A 15,589-nucleotide genomic window follows, 5' to 3' on the forward strand; every position below is an offset into this window, starting at 1 on the left:
ATGCCAGGCACCATCTACCAGCACACCCAAGATCCCAACCAACTGACACATGTATCGGGACTTCAACACTGACAGATGTCATGGGACTCAATAGTCAGCGGCTGACGGAAACTGTCCAAGATCTGCGAGAGGTCGGCCTGGATCGGGGCTTTCCTCAGACAGAGCGGCTCGCGCCGGGGTCAGTCAGACCGGAGTCGACGGGCGGGCGGCGAATGTCGACCCGGTGGCACGGCGGTTACGGTGGACGGGTGCGCGACCCCAATGTCTCCCGATCCGTCGCCGGTCAGCTCTCACCGGTCCGCCGTGTCTCCGACCTGCGTCGACTGCGCGCCGAGCGCTTCGACGTGCTGGTCATCGGGGGCGGGGTGACCGGTGCCGGTGCCGCCCTGGACGCGGCGTCCCGGGGCCTGAAGGTGGCGCTGGTCGAGGCGCGTGACCTTGCCGCCGGCACCTCCAGCCGGTCCAGCAAACTCATCCACGGCGGCCTGCGCTACCTGGAGCAGTTGGAGTTCCACCTGGTCCACGAGGCGCTCACCGAGCGCGGCCTACTGGCCACCCGGCTCGCGCCGCACCTGGTACGCCCGGTGCCGATCATGGTTCCGCTGCCGGCCGGGCGGGGCCTGCGGGACCTGCCGGCCCGGATCTTCCGCCGCTCGTACTACGGCGCCGGGGTGGCCGCCTACGACGCCTTCGCCGGGGTGTTCGGCGGTGGCCGGGGCATGCCCCTGCACCGACACCTGACCCGGGAGGGCGCTCGGCGGATCTTCCCGAGTCTGCGGGCGGACGCGCTGGCCGGGGCGATCCGCTACTACGACGGTCAGGTCGACGACGCCCGGCTGGTGGTCACCCTGGCCCGCACCGCGGCCAGCCTCGGCGCCACGGTGGTGAGCAGTGCCCGCGCCGTCGGGCTGATCCGGCAGGCGCGCGAGGTGACCGGCGTCCGCGTCCGGGACCTGGAGGCGCCGCCGGGCTCGCCGGACGCGGAGTTCGAGGTGCAGGCCCGTACCGTCATCGCCGCCACCGGCGTGTGGAGCGACGACATGTCCCGGATGCTCAACGACGTGGGCCTGCGGCCCGGCGTCCGGGTGCGCGCCTCCAAGGGGGTGCACCTGGTGGTGCCCCGCTCGGCGATCACCGGCGAGACGGGCCTCATCCTGCGTACGGCGAGTTCGGTGCTCTTCGTCATCCCGTGGGGCGGGCACTGGATCATCGGCACCACGGACACCGACTGGCGACTGGACCGCTCCCACCCGGCCGCCTCGGCCCGCGACATCGACTACCTCCTCCAGCAGGTCAACACCGTGCTGGACCGGCCGCTGACCACCGCCGACATCGAGGGGGTGTACGCCGGGCTGCGCCCGCTGCTGGCCGGCGAGGCCGACTCGACCTCGAAGCTCTCCCGGGAGCACGCGGTCTTCGAGCCGATGCTCGGGCTGCTGCTGGTCGCCGGCGGCAAGTACACGACGTACCGGGTCATGGCGTCCGACGTGGTCGACCGGGCCGCTCGCCGGCTCGGTGGCGCCCGCTCGTCGCGCACCGCCGACCTGCCGCTGCTCGGCGCCGACGGCTACCCGGCGATGTGGCGGGACCGGGCCGACCTGGCTCGCCGGCACGGGGTGCCGGTGGGTGTGGTGGAGCACCTGCTGGAGCGGTACGGCACCCTCACCCTGGACCTGCTGGCGCTTGTCGACGCCGATCCGCTGCTGGCGTCCCCGCTGGCCGGTGCCCCGGAGTACCTGGCGGCGGAGGTCGCCTACGCGGCGCGGGCCGAGGGCGCCCTGCACCTGGAGGACGTGCTGACCCGGCGGACCCGGATCTCGTTCGAGACCAGCCACCGGGGCCTGGAGTCGGCGGAGCACACCGCCGAGTTGATGGGTGCGGTGCTCGGTTGGGACGCGGCCACCCGGGCACGGGAGGTCGAGCACTACCGCGCCCGGGTGGAGGCGGAGCGGCAGTCGCAGTTGATGCCGGACGACGCGGCGGCGGACGCGGCCCGCCTCGGTGCCCCGGACGTCCGGGGTTACGCGGCCGACCGGGGTGGCGACGATCAGGCGGAGCTGCGCTCGTCCGCTCGGTGACGAATTGCGACGTTACCGATGGGTAACCATCGATACCGGCCCGGATGGTGGTTTCGAACGCTACCTACGGTGGGGTAGGTTTCCGCGCGTGCTACCCCGCGCGCGCCCTCGTCTCCTCGTATCCCTCGTCGCCGTCGCGCTCGTCGGTGCCCTGACCGGGTGCTCGCTCTTCGACCGGGACAAGCCGGACGGGCCGGTGGCGCAACCGACCGCAGGCACCGCGGGTGGCGGATCGCAACTGGAGATCCCCACCACGGTCGCCGCCGGTCAGGTCAGCCTGCTCCAGCGGCTCGGCGAGGACGGGCCGATGCGCACCCTCAGCGTCGAGCGCAACGGCGCGTGGCAGTGCGTCGACTGCGCCGGCGACGGCGTGACCTCCCGGGGCACCCTCGCACCGGAGCTGACCGAACGGCTCCAGGTGCTGCTCGCCAACCCAAGGCTGGCCGACGAGACCGACCAGGCGCGGCGGTACCGGACCACCTGCATCGACGCGCTGACGTCCAGCCTCATCACCTCGACCGGGCTGATCACCTCGCAGGACTGCCCGGGTGAGGAGCTCACGCCGGTCGCCGGGGAGATCCTGCTGCTGCTCACCCAGGCGACCCCGGCCGAGGTCAAGGGCTGACCGCAGCCGGTCAGAGCACCTTGCCCGGGTTGAGCAGGCCGGCCGGGTCGAGCGCCGACTTGATCGCCTGATGCACCCGGACCCCGACCGGCCCGATCTCCCGGGCCAACCAGTCTCGCTTGAGCAGCCCCACCCCGTGCTCGCCGGTGCACGTGCCGCCCAGGCCCAGGCCGAGCCGCATGATCTCGTCGAACGCCCGCCGGCCCCGCTCCACGCTCGCCGGGTCGGCCCGGTCGACCACGATGTTCGGGTGCATGTTGCCGTCCCCGGCGTGCCCCACCACGCCGATCGGCACCTCGCACTCGACCGCGATCCGGGCCACCCCGTCCAGGAGCGCGGCGAGGGCACCGCGCGGCACCGCCACGTCGTCGATCACCAGACCGCCGTTGCCGCCAGGGTAGGCGTCCGCCGCGAACTTCTCCATGGCCGGGTGGGCCAGCCGGCGAGCCTGGAGCAGCGCCGCCGCCTCCACCGCGTCGGTGGCCGCGTAGACCTCGTCGGCGCCGACGGCCTCGCACACCTCGGCCAGCATGGCCAGGTCCTCCGCCGCCCGGGTGCCGGTGTCGGCGGCGGCCAGCAACAGGGCCTGCGCGTCGGTCCGCAACCCCATCGGCTGGTACGCCTCGATCGCCCGCAGGTGAGTCTGGTCCAGCAACTCCAGCAGGCTGGGGGTGAGCCCGCGAGCCGCGATCTCGGCCACCGCCGCGCCGGCCGTGGCGGTGGATCCGAAGACCGCCACCAGGGTCAGCGAGTCGGCCGGGGCGGGCCGCAGCGCCACGGTCACCTCGGTGATCACGCCGAGGGTGCCCTCCGAACCGACGAACAGCCGGGTCAGGTCGTAGCCGGCCACCCCCTTGGCCGTACGCCGGCCGGTGCGCAGCACCTCGCCGGAGGCGAGCACCACCTCCAGGCCGAGCACGTACTCGGTGGTCACGCCGTACTTCACACAGCACATGCCGCCGGCGTTGGTGGCCACGTTGCCGCCGATGGTGGACGACTCCCACGAGCCGGGGTCCGGCGGGTACCAGAGGCCCTGCTTGGCCACCGCCCCGGCCAGCGCCGCGTTGACCACCCCCGGCTGGACTACCGCGATGCGGCTCACCGGGTCGATCTCCCGGATCTCGGCCATCGCGACGGTGCTGAGCACCACCGCGCCGTCCACCGCGTTCGCCGCGCCGGCCAGCCCGGTCCGCGCGCCCTGCGGCACCACCGGTACGCCGTGCCGCGCCGCGGCCCGGACCACGGCGACCACCTGCTCGGTGGTGCGCGGACGGGTCACCACCAGCGGAATGCCCGCGGCGCACAGGTCGGCCTCGTCCCGCTGGTGCATGCGCAGCAGGTCCGGGTCGGTGAGCACGGCGTCGTCACCGAGCGCGGCGCGCAGGTCGTCGAGGAGCGCGGTGGGGGCCATACAGCCGAGGCTAGGTCGCCGACCGGCGATCATCAACATGATCGACTGCGCGGGATAACTTGGGCACCATGCTCTATCTGGACCGGCCGGCCTGGCCGTGGCGCGGTCGGCTCTGGTCGCACCTGATCAGTGATGTCTCGTACGCCGAGCTGCACGCCTTCGCCGAGGCACTCGGCGCGTCCCGGCGCGGCTTCGACCGGGACCACTACGACATTCCGGCCGACCGGTTCGCGGCGGCGGTGTGGCTCGGTGCTCAGGTGGTGCCGAGCCGGGAGCTGGTCCGGTTGCTCCGCGCCGCCGGTCTGCGGCGGCCGAAGCACCTGGTCAGCCCGCGTTCTCCGGCTCCCCGGTGAGGGTGGCCAGCTCGCGGCGCACGTTGTCCCGGGCGGGCCCCTCCCAACGGCTCGCCAGCGGTGGCAGTCGGAACAGCGCCGGCAGCGCCAGCAGACCGGTCAACACGGCGGCCCGCCCGGCCCGGAAGGCCGGCTCCGGCACGTGGGCGTACTCCCGGCGGATCGCCGCCGCGTACCGCTCGTAGCGGGCCGGCGGCGCGGCCAGCACGGCCAGGTCCGCGTCGCAGAGCAGCGCGCCGTCCCGGTCGCCCGGCGCCACCGTGTGCCCGGCGGTGAGCAGCACCAACCGGCGCACCTCGGCCACCGTGGGCGTCGGCACCCCGAGCCTGGTGAGCACGCTCTCGGCCAGTGCGGCGCTGTCCCGTTCGTTGGCGTCGCCAGCGGCCCGGGGGTCGTAGACCGCGTCGTGGAACCAGGCCGCCAGCCGGACCACGTCGGCCCGAGCGGCCAGGTCGGCGTGCTGGTCCACCACATCGAGCACCGCCGTCAGGTGGGCCGGCGTGTGATAGTGCCGGTGCGGCTCCCGCCACCGGGCGAGCAGCTCCTCCCCGGCCCGGGTGGTATCCGGATCGGACCTCGCGCCGGCGGCCCGGGCCGCCGCCCGCCACCGGTCCAGCAGTTCACCCACCCGCCCGAGTCTGCCGCATCCGTCCGGGACGCGCCGGAAGGGAGGATTCAGCGGGCCCACCACGGGTAGTCGCGCCCATGGCCGTGGCCCGGGACAAGCGAGCTCCGATGGTGCGACGTACCGCGCTGCGCGACGGGCTGGTGGACGTCGACGGCGCGCGGATCGCCGAGGCCACCGAACAGCTGCGCCACCGTGGCCGGGCCACCCTGCACGACCGGCTGCACCGGGTACGGATGGCCGGCGGACTCGCCGTGCAGGCCGGGTTGGCCGCCGGGCTCGCGTACCTGATCTCGCACAAGGTGCTCGGCAACCCGCAACCGGTCTTCGCGCCGATCTCCGCGGTCGGCACCCTGGCCGCGTCGGTCGGACAGCGGTTCCGCCGGACCATCGAGTTGATCGTCGGGGTGGGGGTCGGGGTGTTCGTCGGCGACCTCCTGATCTACCTGCTCGGCACCGGGGCGTGGCAGCTCGGCCTGGTGGTCACGGTGGCGATCCTGCTCACTATCTTCGCCGGGGCGAGCGTGGCCATCGTCATCCAGGCGGCGGCCACGGCGGTGCTGATCGTGACGCTGAGCCCGTCGACCCAGAACCTGGAGATCCCCCGCTTCGTCGACGCGTTCCTCGGCGGTGGGATCGCGCTGCTGGTCACGGCCGTGCTGCTGCCGCTGAACCCGCTCCGAGTGATCAACCGGGCCGCCCGACCCGCCCTCGACCTGCTCGCCTCCCAGCTCGACGCCACCGCCGACGGGCTACGCAACCGGGACCGCGCCGCCATCCAGAGCGCGCTGGAGAGGCTGCGCAACAACAAGGATGAACTGGCCACGTTGGGCGAGGCGATCGAGGGGGCGAAGGAGACGGCTACCCTCTCCCCGGCCCGCTGGCACCGCCGCGACGAACTCACCCACTACGCGGAGGCAGCCGACCCGATCGACCGGGCGATGCGCAACAGCGGCACGCTGATCCGCCGGTCCGTCACGCTTGTCGAGGACGAGGAACCGGTGCCCGATCCGATGCCGGACGCGATCGGCCACCTCGCCGAGTCGGTCCGGCTGCTCAAGCACGAGTTCGCCGCCGGCGAGGAGCCGCAGAAGGCCCGGGAACGGTCGCTGCGGGCGGTCAGCGAGGCCGGCCGGGCGTACGGCGCCGGGGTGGGCTTCTCCGGCAGCGTGGTGATCGCCCAGATCCGCACCACCGCGAGCGACCTGCTGGTCGCCTCCGGGATCGAGCAGGAGGAGGCGAACCGGTGGATCCGCACCGCCTTCGGGGAGCAGGAACGCCCGGTCGGTGAACCCGCCGAGGCCGGCGAGGCGCCCAAGCCACCCACCGCCCCGCCGGTCGGCTGAGCGCAGGCCGCGGTCAGCCCAGCTCGGCCAGCGCCGCGAGCAGCCGGTCCACCTCGGCTGCCGTACTGCCCAGCCCGATGCTGGCGCGGAGCGCGGTGGGCGGCAGGTCCCGCCGGCCGGTCCGCCCCGCCGCCTCGCTGAGCAGACGCCGGGCCAGCGGGTGGGCGCAGAACAACCCGTCCCGTACGCCGATGTGGTGCTCGGCGGCCAGCCGGGCGGCCACCTCGGTGGAGTCCCATCCGGCGACCACGAACGAGACGATGCCGACGCGGGGCGCGTCCGGGCCGAAGGTGCGCAGCTCGACGACGTGCGGCAGGGCGGCGAGGCCGGTCCGCAGCCGGGCCAGCAGGGCCTGCTCGTGGGCGGCCAGCGCGGCCTGGTCCGCGTCGTCGAGCGCCGCGCACACCGCCGCCAGGGCAACCGCGCCGAGCAGGTTCGGGGTGCCGCCCTCGTGTCGGGCCGGGCCGGTCGCCCAGGTCACGTCGTGGGTGGCCGGCCCGACGTGGCTGGTGGCCCCACCACCGGCCAGGTACGGCGGGGCGGCGTCCAGCCAGTCCGCCCGGCCGATCAGCACGCCCGCGCCGAACGGCGCGTACAGCTTGTGGCCGGACACGGCCAGGTAGTCGACGTCGAGCGTGAGCAGGTCGACCGGGGCGTGCGGGGCGAGTTGCGCGGCGTCGAGCACGATCCGGGCACCGTGCCGGTGGGCCACCCGCGCCAGTTCGGCGACCGGCCACCGCTCACCTGTCACGTTGCTCGCACCGGTCACCGCGACCAGCACCGGCAGCGCCGGGCTGCTGCCCCGGCGCAGCTCGGTGAGGGCGGCGGCGAGGTCGCGTACCGCCCCGTCGGGGTCGGCGGGCACCGGCAGCCGTACCGACCCGCGCGGCCAGGGCAGCAGGTTGGCGTGGTGCTCGGAGGCGAACGTGACCACCGTGGTGCCGGCCGGCACGGCCCGGGCCAGCAGGTTGAGCGCGTCCGTCGTGTTGCGGGTGAAGATCACGTGATCGTCGGCGCGAGCGCCGAAGAAGTCACCGATCGTCTGCCGTGCCTGCTCGTACGCGAGGGTGCAGCGCCGCGACAGCGCTCCCGCTCCGCGATGCACGCTGGCGTACCAGGGCAGCAGCTCGGCCACGGCGTCGGCGGCGGCCCGCGCGCACGGCGCACTGGCCGCGTAGTCCAGGTTGATCTCGCCGGGCACGCCGAGGACGTCGAGCGGCGCGGACGGCGCCGACGGCACGGTGGGCAGGCTGGGCAGTGCGGGAACGAGAGTGACGGACACGCCGGAACCTCCGGGGTCAGGGACCCCGGGTGCGACATCGGGACGGGGTCCGCGCTTGCCCAGCACACCGATCGGGCTGGGCCCGGTCATCACCCGGGGCACCCCACCGCGAACTCGACGAGGGTTGCCGGCCAGCAAGCCGGGGCTTGACGCTGGCGCTCGTGACCTGTCGGCAGCATAGCGGCTACCGATGCGACCGAACCAGCCGGCGGGGGATGGCTACGCTGACCGCATGGCCGACACCCCGCCCGGTTCACCGCTGCCGCCGTCGCCCGCCGCCCCGCCCGCGCCCGCCGCCCCACCCGTGGGCGAGACGCCCCGGATGCCGCTGCGCCGACTGGGCTGGCGGCGGTTCCTGGTGCTGGCCGGGGTGGTGCTGTTGATCGCGGCGTGCGCGGTGTTCATGGTCTTCACCCTCGGCCAGTCGCTCGGTGCGCAGGCCCTGCTGATCGGGGTGGTCGCCGCCATCCTGCCGGTGCCGGTGCTGGTCGCCTGCTTCCTCTGGCTGGACCGGTACGAACCCGAGCCGCTGAAGTACCTGATCTTCTGCTTCGCCTGGGGAGCGTTCGTCTCCACCGCCGCCTCGCTCACCGTGAACGACTTCGCCGCCAACCGTTTCGCCGACTGGGGCCTGCCGTCCGCGCTCACCGGGGTGCTGGTGGCGCCGTTCATCGAGGAGCTGACCAAGGCGCTGGGCCCGATCCTGCTGCTGGTGTTCCGCCGCCGCGAGTGGTCCGGGATCACCGACGGCCTGGTCTACTGCGGGCTCGCGGCGGTCGGCTTCGCCATGGTGGAGAACATCCTCTACCTGGGCGGGTTGGGCTACGCGTCCGGCGCCGACCGCTACGGCCCGGCCACCGGCATCCAGCAGGTCATCGCGATCTTCATTCTGCGGATCCTGCTGTTCGGATTCGCTCATCCCCTTTTCACCTCGATGACCGGTGTGGGGCTGGGTATCGCCTCCCGGACGGCCGACCGGCGGATCCGGGTGCTCGCCCCGATCGCCGGCCTGCTGCTGGCGATGATGCTGCACGGCACGTGGAACCTGCTGCCCACGCTGACCCAGGCCACCGGCGAGGCCATGATCATGCTGTACGGCTTCCTGGGCCTCATGGTGCCGGTCTTCTTCGGCACCGTGGGGCTGGCGCTGTGGCTGCGCGCCTGGGAGGGGCGGCTCACCGAGCGGGCACTGCCCGACTACGTACGCGCCGGCTGGCTCAGCCCGCCCGAGGTGGCCGCCCTGAGCAGTCTCGGCCGGCGACACGCCGCCCGTAGTTGGGCGCGGCGGGTGGCCGGCGACGCCGGGGTACGGGCGATGCGGGGTTACCAGTCCGCCGCCACCCGGCTGGCCCTGCTGCGCGACGGGACGCTGCGCGGCCTGGACCGCAAGCCCGCCGACCAGGAGCGGACGGCCCGCGAGGAGCGGGAGTTGCTGGACGCGATCACCGCGTACCGGTCGTTCTTCGTCGGTCGGGACCCGCAGGCCCCGGCGGGCGTCTGGGACGGCAGCCGCTACCACCTGCGCTTCCCGGACGGCACCGAACGCCCGGTGGACGCGCCGGACGAGCCGGTGGTGCCGATCCCGGTGGTGCTGACTCCCGCCCCGGCTCCGGCGGGGTACGCCCCGCCCGGCTGGCCCGGCCCGCGATCGGCGCCGCCCTGGCCGCCGACCCACCCCTGACGGCTGCCGCCTGCCGGCCGGTGGTCGCCGGCCGGCGGTCGGCGGCACAGGTCAGCAGAGCGGTTCAGGCCAGCAGCGAGGTGAGGAAGTCACCGAGGCCCTGGAACATCGCGATAAGCGCCGCCCCGATCCCTCGGAACATCTGCGCGGCGCCGTCCGGCCGAAAGGCCATGAAGTAGATCAGGAACGCGACACTGCCCCAGGTCAACAGCTTCTTCACGAATACCGGCATCGTCCCTCCCCAGGGCCACGGTCGCCGGATGGCTTCCCGTCGTGCGGCTGGGCAAACGGCGCGCGGCGGGGCCTGGTGGCCGGGGGAGGCGCGTCAGAGGTAGAGGCCGGTCGAGTCGTTCTCGATCCGCTCGGCGGCCACGGCGTGCACGTCGCGCTCCCGTAGCAGCACGTACCCGCGGCCGTGCAGCTCGACCTCGGAGCGGTCGTCCGGGTCGAAGAGCACCCGGTCGCCGGAGACGATGGCGCGGACGTTCGGGCCCACCCCGACGGCGGTGGCCCAGGCGAGGCGCTTGCCGACCGCGGCGGTCGCCGGAATGACGATGCCGGCGGTGGAGCGGCGTTCGCCCTCACTGCCCTCCATGCGCACCAGCACACGGTCGTGCAGCAGGCGGATCGGCAGGCCGGCGTCGAGATCGTTGTCGGCGGTCACGCCGCAGACGCTACCGTGTGGCCGACAGTGGCCTGCCGGTGGTTACGCCGGAGGTGGTCGGGGCATTGTGTGGCGGAACCGCCCTACGGTGTCGGGAACGGACGTATGCTGTCCGACCTGTCGCCGTTGGCGGGCCGGGTTTTCTGCCAGGAGGTGCGCTTGAGCCGCTTCGAGCGGGTACGCGGGCGGCTTCGCCGCGCCTACCAGTCACGACAGGAGTCGGCGCGCGCCGACGAGGGCGCGTCGAGTGAAGCGCTGAACGACGCGTCGGACTCGGCCCGGGTGGCGTCGCCGGCCGTGCCGGGGCCGACCGCGCCGCCGAGCGCCACGGTCTACGGCGCGGAAGCTCCGGTGGACCTGCACAGCTCCACCACCAGCCGGGACGACGCCGACGTTCCGCACGGGCTGCGGATCGCCGCCGCGTGGTGTTGGCGGCTGATCGTGATCGGCGTGGTGGCCTGGGCGCTGCTGCGGATCGTCGGCACGATCAAGATCGTGATCATTCCGCTGGCCATCGCGCTGCTGCTCTCCGCGCTGCTCGCGCCGGCGGTGGGCTGGCTGCTGCGGATCCGGTTCCCCCGGTCGCTGGCGACGGCGGTGGTGCTGGTCGGCGGCCTGGCCGCGGTGATCGGCACGCTGACGCTTGTGGTCAACGAGTTCATTCGTGGCGTACCGGAGCTGAGCGAGAAGTCGTCGGAGGGCGTCCGGCAGATCCAGAACTGGCTGAAGACCGGGCCGCTGCACCTCTCCGACACCCAACTCGACCGCTACATCGACGAGGCGCAGGCCTGGATCAACGACAACACCTCGAAGTTCACCAGCGGCGCGCTGAGCACCGCCGCGACACTGGCCGAGGTGTTGACGGGCACGCTGCTGGTGCTCTTCGCGACGTTCTTCTTCCTGCGCGACGGCAACCGGATCTGGCGCTTCCTGGTCCGGCTACTGCCGGTTGCCGCCCGGTGGAAGGTCGACGACGCCGGCCGCGCCTCCTGGCACACGCTCGGCGCCTACGTCCGGGCGACCGTGCTGGTCGCCTTCATCGACGCGGTCGGCATCGGCATCTTCCTGGTCGTCTTCGACATCCCGTTCGCCTTCCCGCTGGCCGCGCTGGTCTTCCTCGGCGCGTTCATCCCGATCGTCGGTGCGGCGCTCTCCGGTGGCGTGGCGGTGCTGGTGGCCCTCGTCGACAGCGGCCCGGTCACCGCGTTGATCATCCTCGGCGCGGTGATCGGCGTGCAGCAGATCGAGGGGCATGTGCTCCAACCGCTGATCATGGGTCGGGCGGTCGCCCTCCACCCGCTCGCGGTGATCATCGGCATCGCTGCCGGTGTCGTACTCGCCGGCATCACCGGCGCCCTGGTCTCCGTGCCGCTGATCGCGGTGCTGAACACCGCGGTCCGCCGGCTTGCCGCCCGAAGGGTCCCGGACACCCCACCCGACGCCGTCGTCGTCGCCTCCCAGGCCCCCTAGACCCGGCGCGCGTCCCGCTGCGCGCCGGCGTCTGGGCTGCGCGTCCCGCCGCCCGCTAGATCACGCACGATCATGGAAAGAGTGGCCTCCCGCCAGCGGGAGACCACTCTTTCCATGTTGTAGCGCGATCTTGGGTTTGCCCACCCGGCGGCTCGCCTGCGGCGCGGGGGTCAGGACTTGGCCAGGCGTTCCAGGGCGCCCCGGGCCACCTCTGGGCGGGTCGTGTACCAGAACGGGGGCAGCGAACGGCGCAGGAACGGCCCGTAGCCGCGGGCCGTCTCCAGCCGGGAGTCGAGCACCGCGACCACGCCCCGGTCGCCGGTCGCCCGGATCAGCCGGCCCACGCCCTGAGCCAGCCGGACCGCCGCGATCGGCACGCTGACCGCCGCGAAGCCGGAGCCGCCGCCCGCGTCCACGGCCGCCGCGCGGGCAGCAGCCAATGGTTCGTCCGGCCGGGGGAAGGGCAGCCGGTCGATGACGACGAGCTGGCAGGCGTCACCCGGCACATCCACCCCCTGCCAGAGCGACATCACCCCGAACAGGCAGCTGGCGCGCTCCTCGCGGAAGCGACGCACCAGCAGCGGCAGCGCCTCCTCGCCCTGGAGCAACACCGGCAGGTCGGTCCGCGCGCGCAACAGCTCCGCCGCCTGCTGCGCGGCCCGCCGGGAGGAGAACAGCCCGAGAGTACGACCACCGAGTGCCTCGACCAGCCCGAGCAGCTCCTCTCCGGCAGCCTCGGGCAGCCCGGAGACGCTGGGGCGGGGAAGGTGCGCGGCGACGTACAGGATGCCCTGCCGGGCGTAGTCGAACGGCGAACCGACGTCGAGTGACCGCCACCCGGGGCCCTCGGTGGCCGGTACGACGGCGTTCGGGGTGACCTCGCCGGCGAGGCGACGGCCCGGCGTCTCGGCGGCCGGCCGGCCGGGGCCGGTGCGGGCGGCCAACGCGGCTGCGGCGGGGGTCGGCGGGGCGGGCGGTGGCGCGTCCAGCCCGAGGGCGCGGGCGACCGTGTCGAACCGGCCGCCCAGCGCCAGGGTCGCCGAGGTGGCGACGACGGTGCGTTCGTCGTACAGGTGGGTGGCGAGGGTGCCGGCCACCGACAGCGGGGCGACCACCAGCGCCCGGCGGCTGCCGCTGTCGTTCTTCTCCACCCAGGCCACGTCGTGGTCGCCCTCCTCCAGCAGCCGCTGCGCGGTGGTGGAGAGCTCGTCCAGGGCGGCCTTGGCCTGCTGCTTGCGGACCGGGTCGGGGTCGTCGGCCTTGACGTCGCCGATCGCATCCAGGGCGGAGCGGGTCGCCGCGTCGAGCAGCGTGCACGCCTCCCGCAGTGGCGTCGGCAACCCCGCGGTTATCCGCCCGGCCGGCGCCTCGGCCAGCCCGACCGCGAGGGCGTCGCCGGCGGCGGTGAGCGCCTCGGCGGTCTCCGGGCGCAGCAGCGTACGGGCCCGTCGGGTGGTCCGGTCGATCAGCTCCGGCACCAGCTCGGCCTGGGCCGCGGAGGAGACCCGGTCGGCCAGCTCGTGCGCCTCGTCGACGATGAGCAGCTTGTGCGGCGGCACGATGTGCCGGTCGGCGAGCATGTCGACCGCGAGCAGACTGTGGTTGGTCACCACGATGTCGGCCTCCCGGGCGCGGGCCCGCGACGCCTCGGCGAAGCACTCCTGCCCGAACGGGCAACGGGTCGCGCCGACGCACTCGCGGGCCGGCATCGACACCAGCCGCCAGGCCTGGTCGTCGACGCCCGGGTCTAGTTCGTCGCGGTCGCCGCTGGCGGTCTTCTCGGCCCAGTCGCGCAGCCGCTCGACCTGCTTACCCAACCGGCCCGCCTCACCGAGCCACTTCGTCCCGCCACCGGGACGCGCCGCGGGGGCGTCGAAGAGGGTGTCCTCCGGCTCCTCCTCGGTGGAGTTGTCCAGTCGGGCGAGGCAGAGGTAGTGGTGGCGGCCCTTGAGCACGGCGAAGGTGGGCCGACGGCCGAGCACCGGCTCGACCGCGTCGGCGAGCCGGGGCAGGTCGTGGTCGACAAGCTGGGACTGCAACGCCAGGGTGGCGGTGGAGACCACCACCGGGCCGTCCACAGTGAGCGCCGGCGCGAGGTAGGCCAGCGACTTGCCGGTGCCGGTGCCCGCCTGCACGAGCAGGTGCTCGCCGCCGGCCACGCACTCCTCGATCGCCGTGGTCATCTGCAACTGGCCGGGGCGTTCCGCGCCGCCGGGCACCGCGCCCACCGCCGCCGCCAGCAGCTCCGTGCCACTGGGCCGGGCACCCCGCCGCCGGCCCTTGGCACGGGCCGACGGGGTGGCGGAACCGGTGGCGGTGCGGGGCGGAGTCACCGTGCGACGGTACCCGGCGCCGCCGACACCGGCCGCGCCCATCCGCCGCGTGGCGCGAAGCCGACCAAGCAGGGGTCGTGGCCGACCCCGTCCGGTTACGGCCGCGCTACGACGCGTTGGGCTGTATCGGTTAGGGTGCGAATCATGCCGAGCGACATGGTCCGCGTGATCTACCGCAAGTACGACGGCAGCGCCCACCGCGACTACCCGGCCCGCCGGCTCACCGAGGACGATCTCGGCATCTGGCTCGGCGTGCCCGAGGGCACCGAGTCGGTCTACCACGGCCGGCCCTCGGTGGAGAAGATCCCGTTCGTGCTGCTGGTGCCACATCGCGCCTGGTGGACGGCCATGTTCAACCCCCCGCCCCGCACCAGCGAGGTCTACTGCGACATCGCGACCCCGGCCCGCTGGGAGTCCGACGACACCGTCCACCTGATCGACCTGGACCTGGACGTCGTCCGGCGTCGGGCCACCGGCCTGGTGGAGCTGCTCGACGAGGACGAGTTCGCCGAGCACCGGGCCCGGTTCGGCTACCCGGACGACGTGGTGGCCGAAGCCGAAGCCGCGGCACAACGGCTGTTCGGGGCCCTGGGCGACGGCACCGAGCCGTTCGCCACCGCGTACCGCAAGTGGTTGGCCCTGGTGGTCTGACGCCGCCCGCCCGGTCGGGCCGGCTCACCAGCGCGGTGGCCAGCAGTCGTCGGCGTCGAGCGGCGGCAGGTCGGTCAGTTTCTCCGGGTTGAGTTGGTTGTAGATGGCGGTGATCCGGCCCCGGTCCACCGCGAACGCGGTGACCAGACGGACCGGCCGCCCGTCGCTGTGCGCCGTCTCCAACTGAAGACCGAGCGCGCCGTCGACGAGCACGAGCCGCGCCAGGACCCGGTCGGCGTACCGGCCGGTCCGGCCGAACAGGCCGAGCGTGAGGCGACCCACGGCGTCCGCGCCGAGCACCGGCCGACGGGCCGCGGGGAAGTGCCCGCCCGAGTCGCCGACGAAGACCACGTCCGGAGCGAGCACCTGGAGGAGCTGGTCCAGGTCGCCGGACTCGGTGGCGGCGACGAACGCCTTGAGCACCCGACGCTGCTCGGCCGGGCCGGCGGTGTGTCGGGGTACGTCCGGCGCGGTGACCGCCCGTCGCGCCCGGGAGGCGAGCTGCCGGGCGGCCACCTCGGTGGTGCCGAGCACCCCCGCGACCCGGGCGAACGGCAGCGCGAACACGTCGTGCAGCACGAGGGCGACCCGTTGCTCGGGCGCGAGCCGCTCCAGCACCACCAGCAGCGCCGTGCCGACCTGGTCGGTGCGGACCGCCCGTTCCGCCGGGTCGGGCGCGTAGCCGTCGGCCGGCGGCCGGCCCCCCAACGGGCTCACCACCGGCTCCGGCAGCCACTGCCCCGGGTACGCCTCCCGGCGGACCCGGGCCGAGCGGAGCACGTCCAGGCAGATCCGGGCGCAGGCCGTGGTGAGCCACGCGGACAGGTCACGGATCTCGGCGCGGGCCGCCGGGTCGGCCAGCGCCCCGGCGTAGCGCAGCCAGGTCTCCTGCACCGCGTCCTCCGCCTCACTGCGGCTGCCCAGCATCCGGTGGGCCACCGCGAGCAGTCGGCCCCGCTCGGCCTCGAACTCCGTCGCCAGTTCCCGCACGACCCACCACCCCTTCCGGTCGGCGTCCCGGCCTACATCCTCCCGCCGAGCGGGGGTGCCGGCTGCCCCGCAACGGCCCG

Annotated in this window: 14 protein-coding genes and 1 riboswitch; of the genes, 7 read left to right on the forward strand and 7 right to left on the reverse strand. The window is 73.9% G+C overall.

The window, feature by feature from the left end; genetic code table 11:
- Positions 1–212 precede the first annotated feature (212 nt).
- Both ACFYL6_RS23200 and ACFYL6_RS23205 read left to right on the forward strand, forming a co-directional pair.
- On the forward strand, positions 213–2,078 hold the full coding sequence (locus tag ACFYL6_RS23200; protein WP_387174131.1) for a glycerol-3-phosphate dehydrogenase/oxidase: 1,866 nt from the start codon (positions 213–215) through the stop codon (positions 2,076–2,078).
- Between the two features lie 88 nt (positions 2,079–2,166).
- Complete coding sequence (locus ACFYL6_RS23205) at positions 2,167–2,703, forward strand: hypothetical protein (RefSeq protein WP_387174133.1); 537 nt, start codon at positions 2,167–2,169, stop codon at positions 2,701–2,703.
- A 10-nt stretch (positions 2,704–2,713) separates the two neighbouring features.
- Here ACFYL6_RS23205 and ACFYL6_RS23210 read toward each other — a convergent pair whose 3' ends face one another.
- Positions 2,714–4,114, reverse strand: coding sequence for an FAD-binding oxidoreductase (locus ACFYL6_RS23210; protein ID WP_387174135.1), 1,401 nt, complete (start codon positions 4,112–4,114; stop codon positions 2,714–2,716).
- A gap of 68 nt (positions 4,115–4,182) precedes the next feature.
- Between ACFYL6_RS23210 and ACFYL6_RS23215 the strand changes: the two genes are divergently transcribed.
- On the forward strand, positions 4,183–4,467 hold the full coding sequence (locus ACFYL6_RS23215; RefSeq protein ID WP_387174137.1) for a DUF4031 domain-containing protein: 285 nt from the start codon (positions 4,183–4,185) through the stop codon (positions 4,465–4,467).
- Here the strand turns inward: ACFYL6_RS23215 and ACFYL6_RS23220 are convergent.
- Positions 4,439–5,095 carry a metal-dependent phosphohydrolase gene (locus ACFYL6_RS23220; RefSeq protein WP_387174139.1) on the reverse strand — a complete coding sequence of 219 codons (657 nt, stop codon included), beginning with the start codon at positions 5,093–5,095 and terminating at the stop codon, positions 4,439–4,441. The genes ACFYL6_RS23215 and ACFYL6_RS23220 overlap by 29 nt on opposite strands.
- Before the next feature lie 107 nt (positions 5,096–5,202).
- Here ACFYL6_RS23220 and ACFYL6_RS23225 point away from each other — a divergent pair, with 107 nt between their 5' ends.
- Positions 5,203–6,438, forward strand: a complete 1,236-nt coding sequence (locus tag ACFYL6_RS23225; RefSeq protein ID WP_387174141.1) for an aromatic acid exporter family protein — start codon at positions 5,203–5,205, stop codon at positions 6,436–6,438.
- Positions 6,439–6,451: 13 nt separating this feature from the next.
- On the opposite strand, the gene ACFYL6_RS23230 is transcribed toward ACFYL6_RS23225, so the two are convergent.
- Complete coding sequence (locus ACFYL6_RS23230) at positions 6,452–7,720, reverse strand: aminotransferase class V-fold PLP-dependent enzyme (RefSeq protein ID WP_387174143.1); 1,269 nt, start codon at positions 7,718–7,720, stop codon at positions 6,452–6,454.
- Between the two features lie 46 nt (positions 7,721–7,766).
- Positions 7,767–7,887: riboswitch (SAM riboswitch) on the reverse strand.
- A 23-nt stretch (positions 7,888–7,910) separates the two neighbouring features.
- Here ACFYL6_RS23230 and ACFYL6_RS23235 point away from each other — a divergent pair.
- A complete protein-coding gene (locus ACFYL6_RS23235) occupies positions 7,911–9,401 on the forward strand; it encodes a PrsW family intramembrane metalloprotease (protein WP_387174145.1) in 1,491 nt (496 codons plus the stop codon).
- 64 nt (positions 9,402–9,465) lie between these two features.
- Here the strand turns inward: ACFYL6_RS23235 and ACFYL6_RS23240 are convergent, their stop codons facing one another.
- Positions 9,466–9,633 (reverse strand): hypothetical protein, encoded by a 168-nt coding sequence (locus ACFYL6_RS23240; protein WP_167362445.1) that lies wholly within the window; start codon positions 9,631–9,633, stop codon positions 9,466–9,468.
- Between the two features lie 93 nt (positions 9,634–9,726).
- Positions 9,727–10,065 carry a co-chaperone GroES gene (locus tag ACFYL6_RS23245; protein ID WP_030327790.1) on the reverse strand — a complete coding sequence of 113 codons (339 nt, stop codon included), beginning with the start codon at positions 10,063–10,065 and terminating at the stop codon, positions 9,727–9,729.
- Positions 10,066–10,170: 105 nt separating this feature from the next.
- Between ACFYL6_RS23245 and ACFYL6_RS23250 the strand changes: the two genes are divergently transcribed.
- On the forward strand, positions 10,171–11,535 hold the full coding sequence (locus tag ACFYL6_RS23250) for an AI-2E family transporter (protein WP_387174147.1): 1,365 nt from the start codon (positions 10,171–10,173) through the stop codon (positions 11,533–11,535).
- Between the two features lie 170 nt (positions 11,536–11,705).
- Here ACFYL6_RS23250 and ACFYL6_RS23255 read toward each other — a convergent pair whose 3' ends face one another.
- The gene (locus ACFYL6_RS23255) at positions 11,706–13,910 is read right to left on the reverse strand and encodes an ATP-dependent DNA helicase (protein ID WP_387174149.1); all 2,205 of its coding nucleotides are present in this window, start codon (positions 13,908–13,910) and stop codon (positions 11,706–11,708) included.
- Positions 13,911–14,012: 102 nt separating this feature from the next.
- On the opposite strand from ACFYL6_RS23255, the gene ACFYL6_RS23260 reads away from it, so the two are divergent.
- Positions 14,013–14,519, forward strand: a complete 507-nt coding sequence (locus tag ACFYL6_RS23260) for a DUF402 domain-containing protein (protein ID WP_387174151.1) — start codon at positions 14,013–14,015, stop codon at positions 14,517–14,519.
- A 24-nt stretch (positions 14,520–14,543) separates the two neighbouring features.
- On the opposite strand, the gene sigJ is transcribed toward ACFYL6_RS23260, so the two are convergent.
- Positions 14,544–15,509, reverse strand: coding sequence for an RNA polymerase sigma factor SigJ (gene sigJ / locus ACFYL6_RS23265; RefSeq protein WP_387174153.1), 966 nt, complete (start codon positions 15,507–15,509; stop codon positions 14,544–14,546).
- Positions 15,510–15,589 lie beyond the last annotated feature (80 nt).

The organism is Micromonospora sp. NPDC007208, from assembly GCF_042869175.1.
GTDB lineage: Bacteria > Actinomycetota > Actinomycetes > Mycobacteriales > Micromonosporaceae > Micromonospora > Micromonospora foliorum.

What these genes read in the sequence shown, in the direction of transcription:
- ACFYL6_RS23200 (WP_387174131.1), top strand. Translation starts at nt 213, where the DNA reads ATGTCGACCCGGTGGCACGGCGGTTACGGTGGACGGGTGCGCGACCCC.
- ACFYL6_RS23210 (WP_387174135.1), bottom strand. Translation starts at nt 4,114, where the DNA reads ATGGCCCCCACCGCGCTCCTCGACGACCTGCGCGCCGCGCTCGGTGAC.
- ACFYL6_RS23215 (WP_387174137.1), top strand. Translation starts at nt 4,183, where the DNA reads ATGCTCTATCTGGACCGGCCGGCCTGGCCGTGGCGCGGTCGGCTCTGG.
- ACFYL6_RS23225 (WP_387174141.1), top strand. Translation starts at nt 5,203, where the DNA reads ATGGTGCGACGTACCGCGCTGCGCGACGGGCTGGTGGACGTCGACGGC.
- ACFYL6_RS23235 (WP_387174145.1), top strand. Translation starts at nt 7,911, where the DNA reads ATGCGACCGAACCAGCCGGCGGGGGATGGCTACGCTGACCGCATGGCC.
- ACFYL6_RS23240 (WP_167362445.1), bottom strand. Translation starts at nt 9,633, where the DNA reads ATGCCGGTATTCGTGAAGAAGCTGTTGACCTGGGGCAGTGTCGCGTTC.
- ACFYL6_RS23250 (WP_387174147.1), top strand. Translation starts at nt 10,171, where the DNA reads ATGCTGTCCGACCTGTCGCCGTTGGCGGGCCGGGTTTTCTGCCAGGAG.
- ACFYL6_RS23255 (WP_387174149.1), bottom strand. Translation starts at nt 13,910, where the DNA reads ATGGGCGCGGCCGGTGTCGGCGGCGCCGGGTACCGTCGCACGGTGACT.
- ACFYL6_RS23260 (WP_387174151.1), top strand. Translation starts at nt 14,013, where the DNA reads ATGCCGAGCGACATGGTCCGCGTGATCTACCGCAAGTACGACGGCAGC.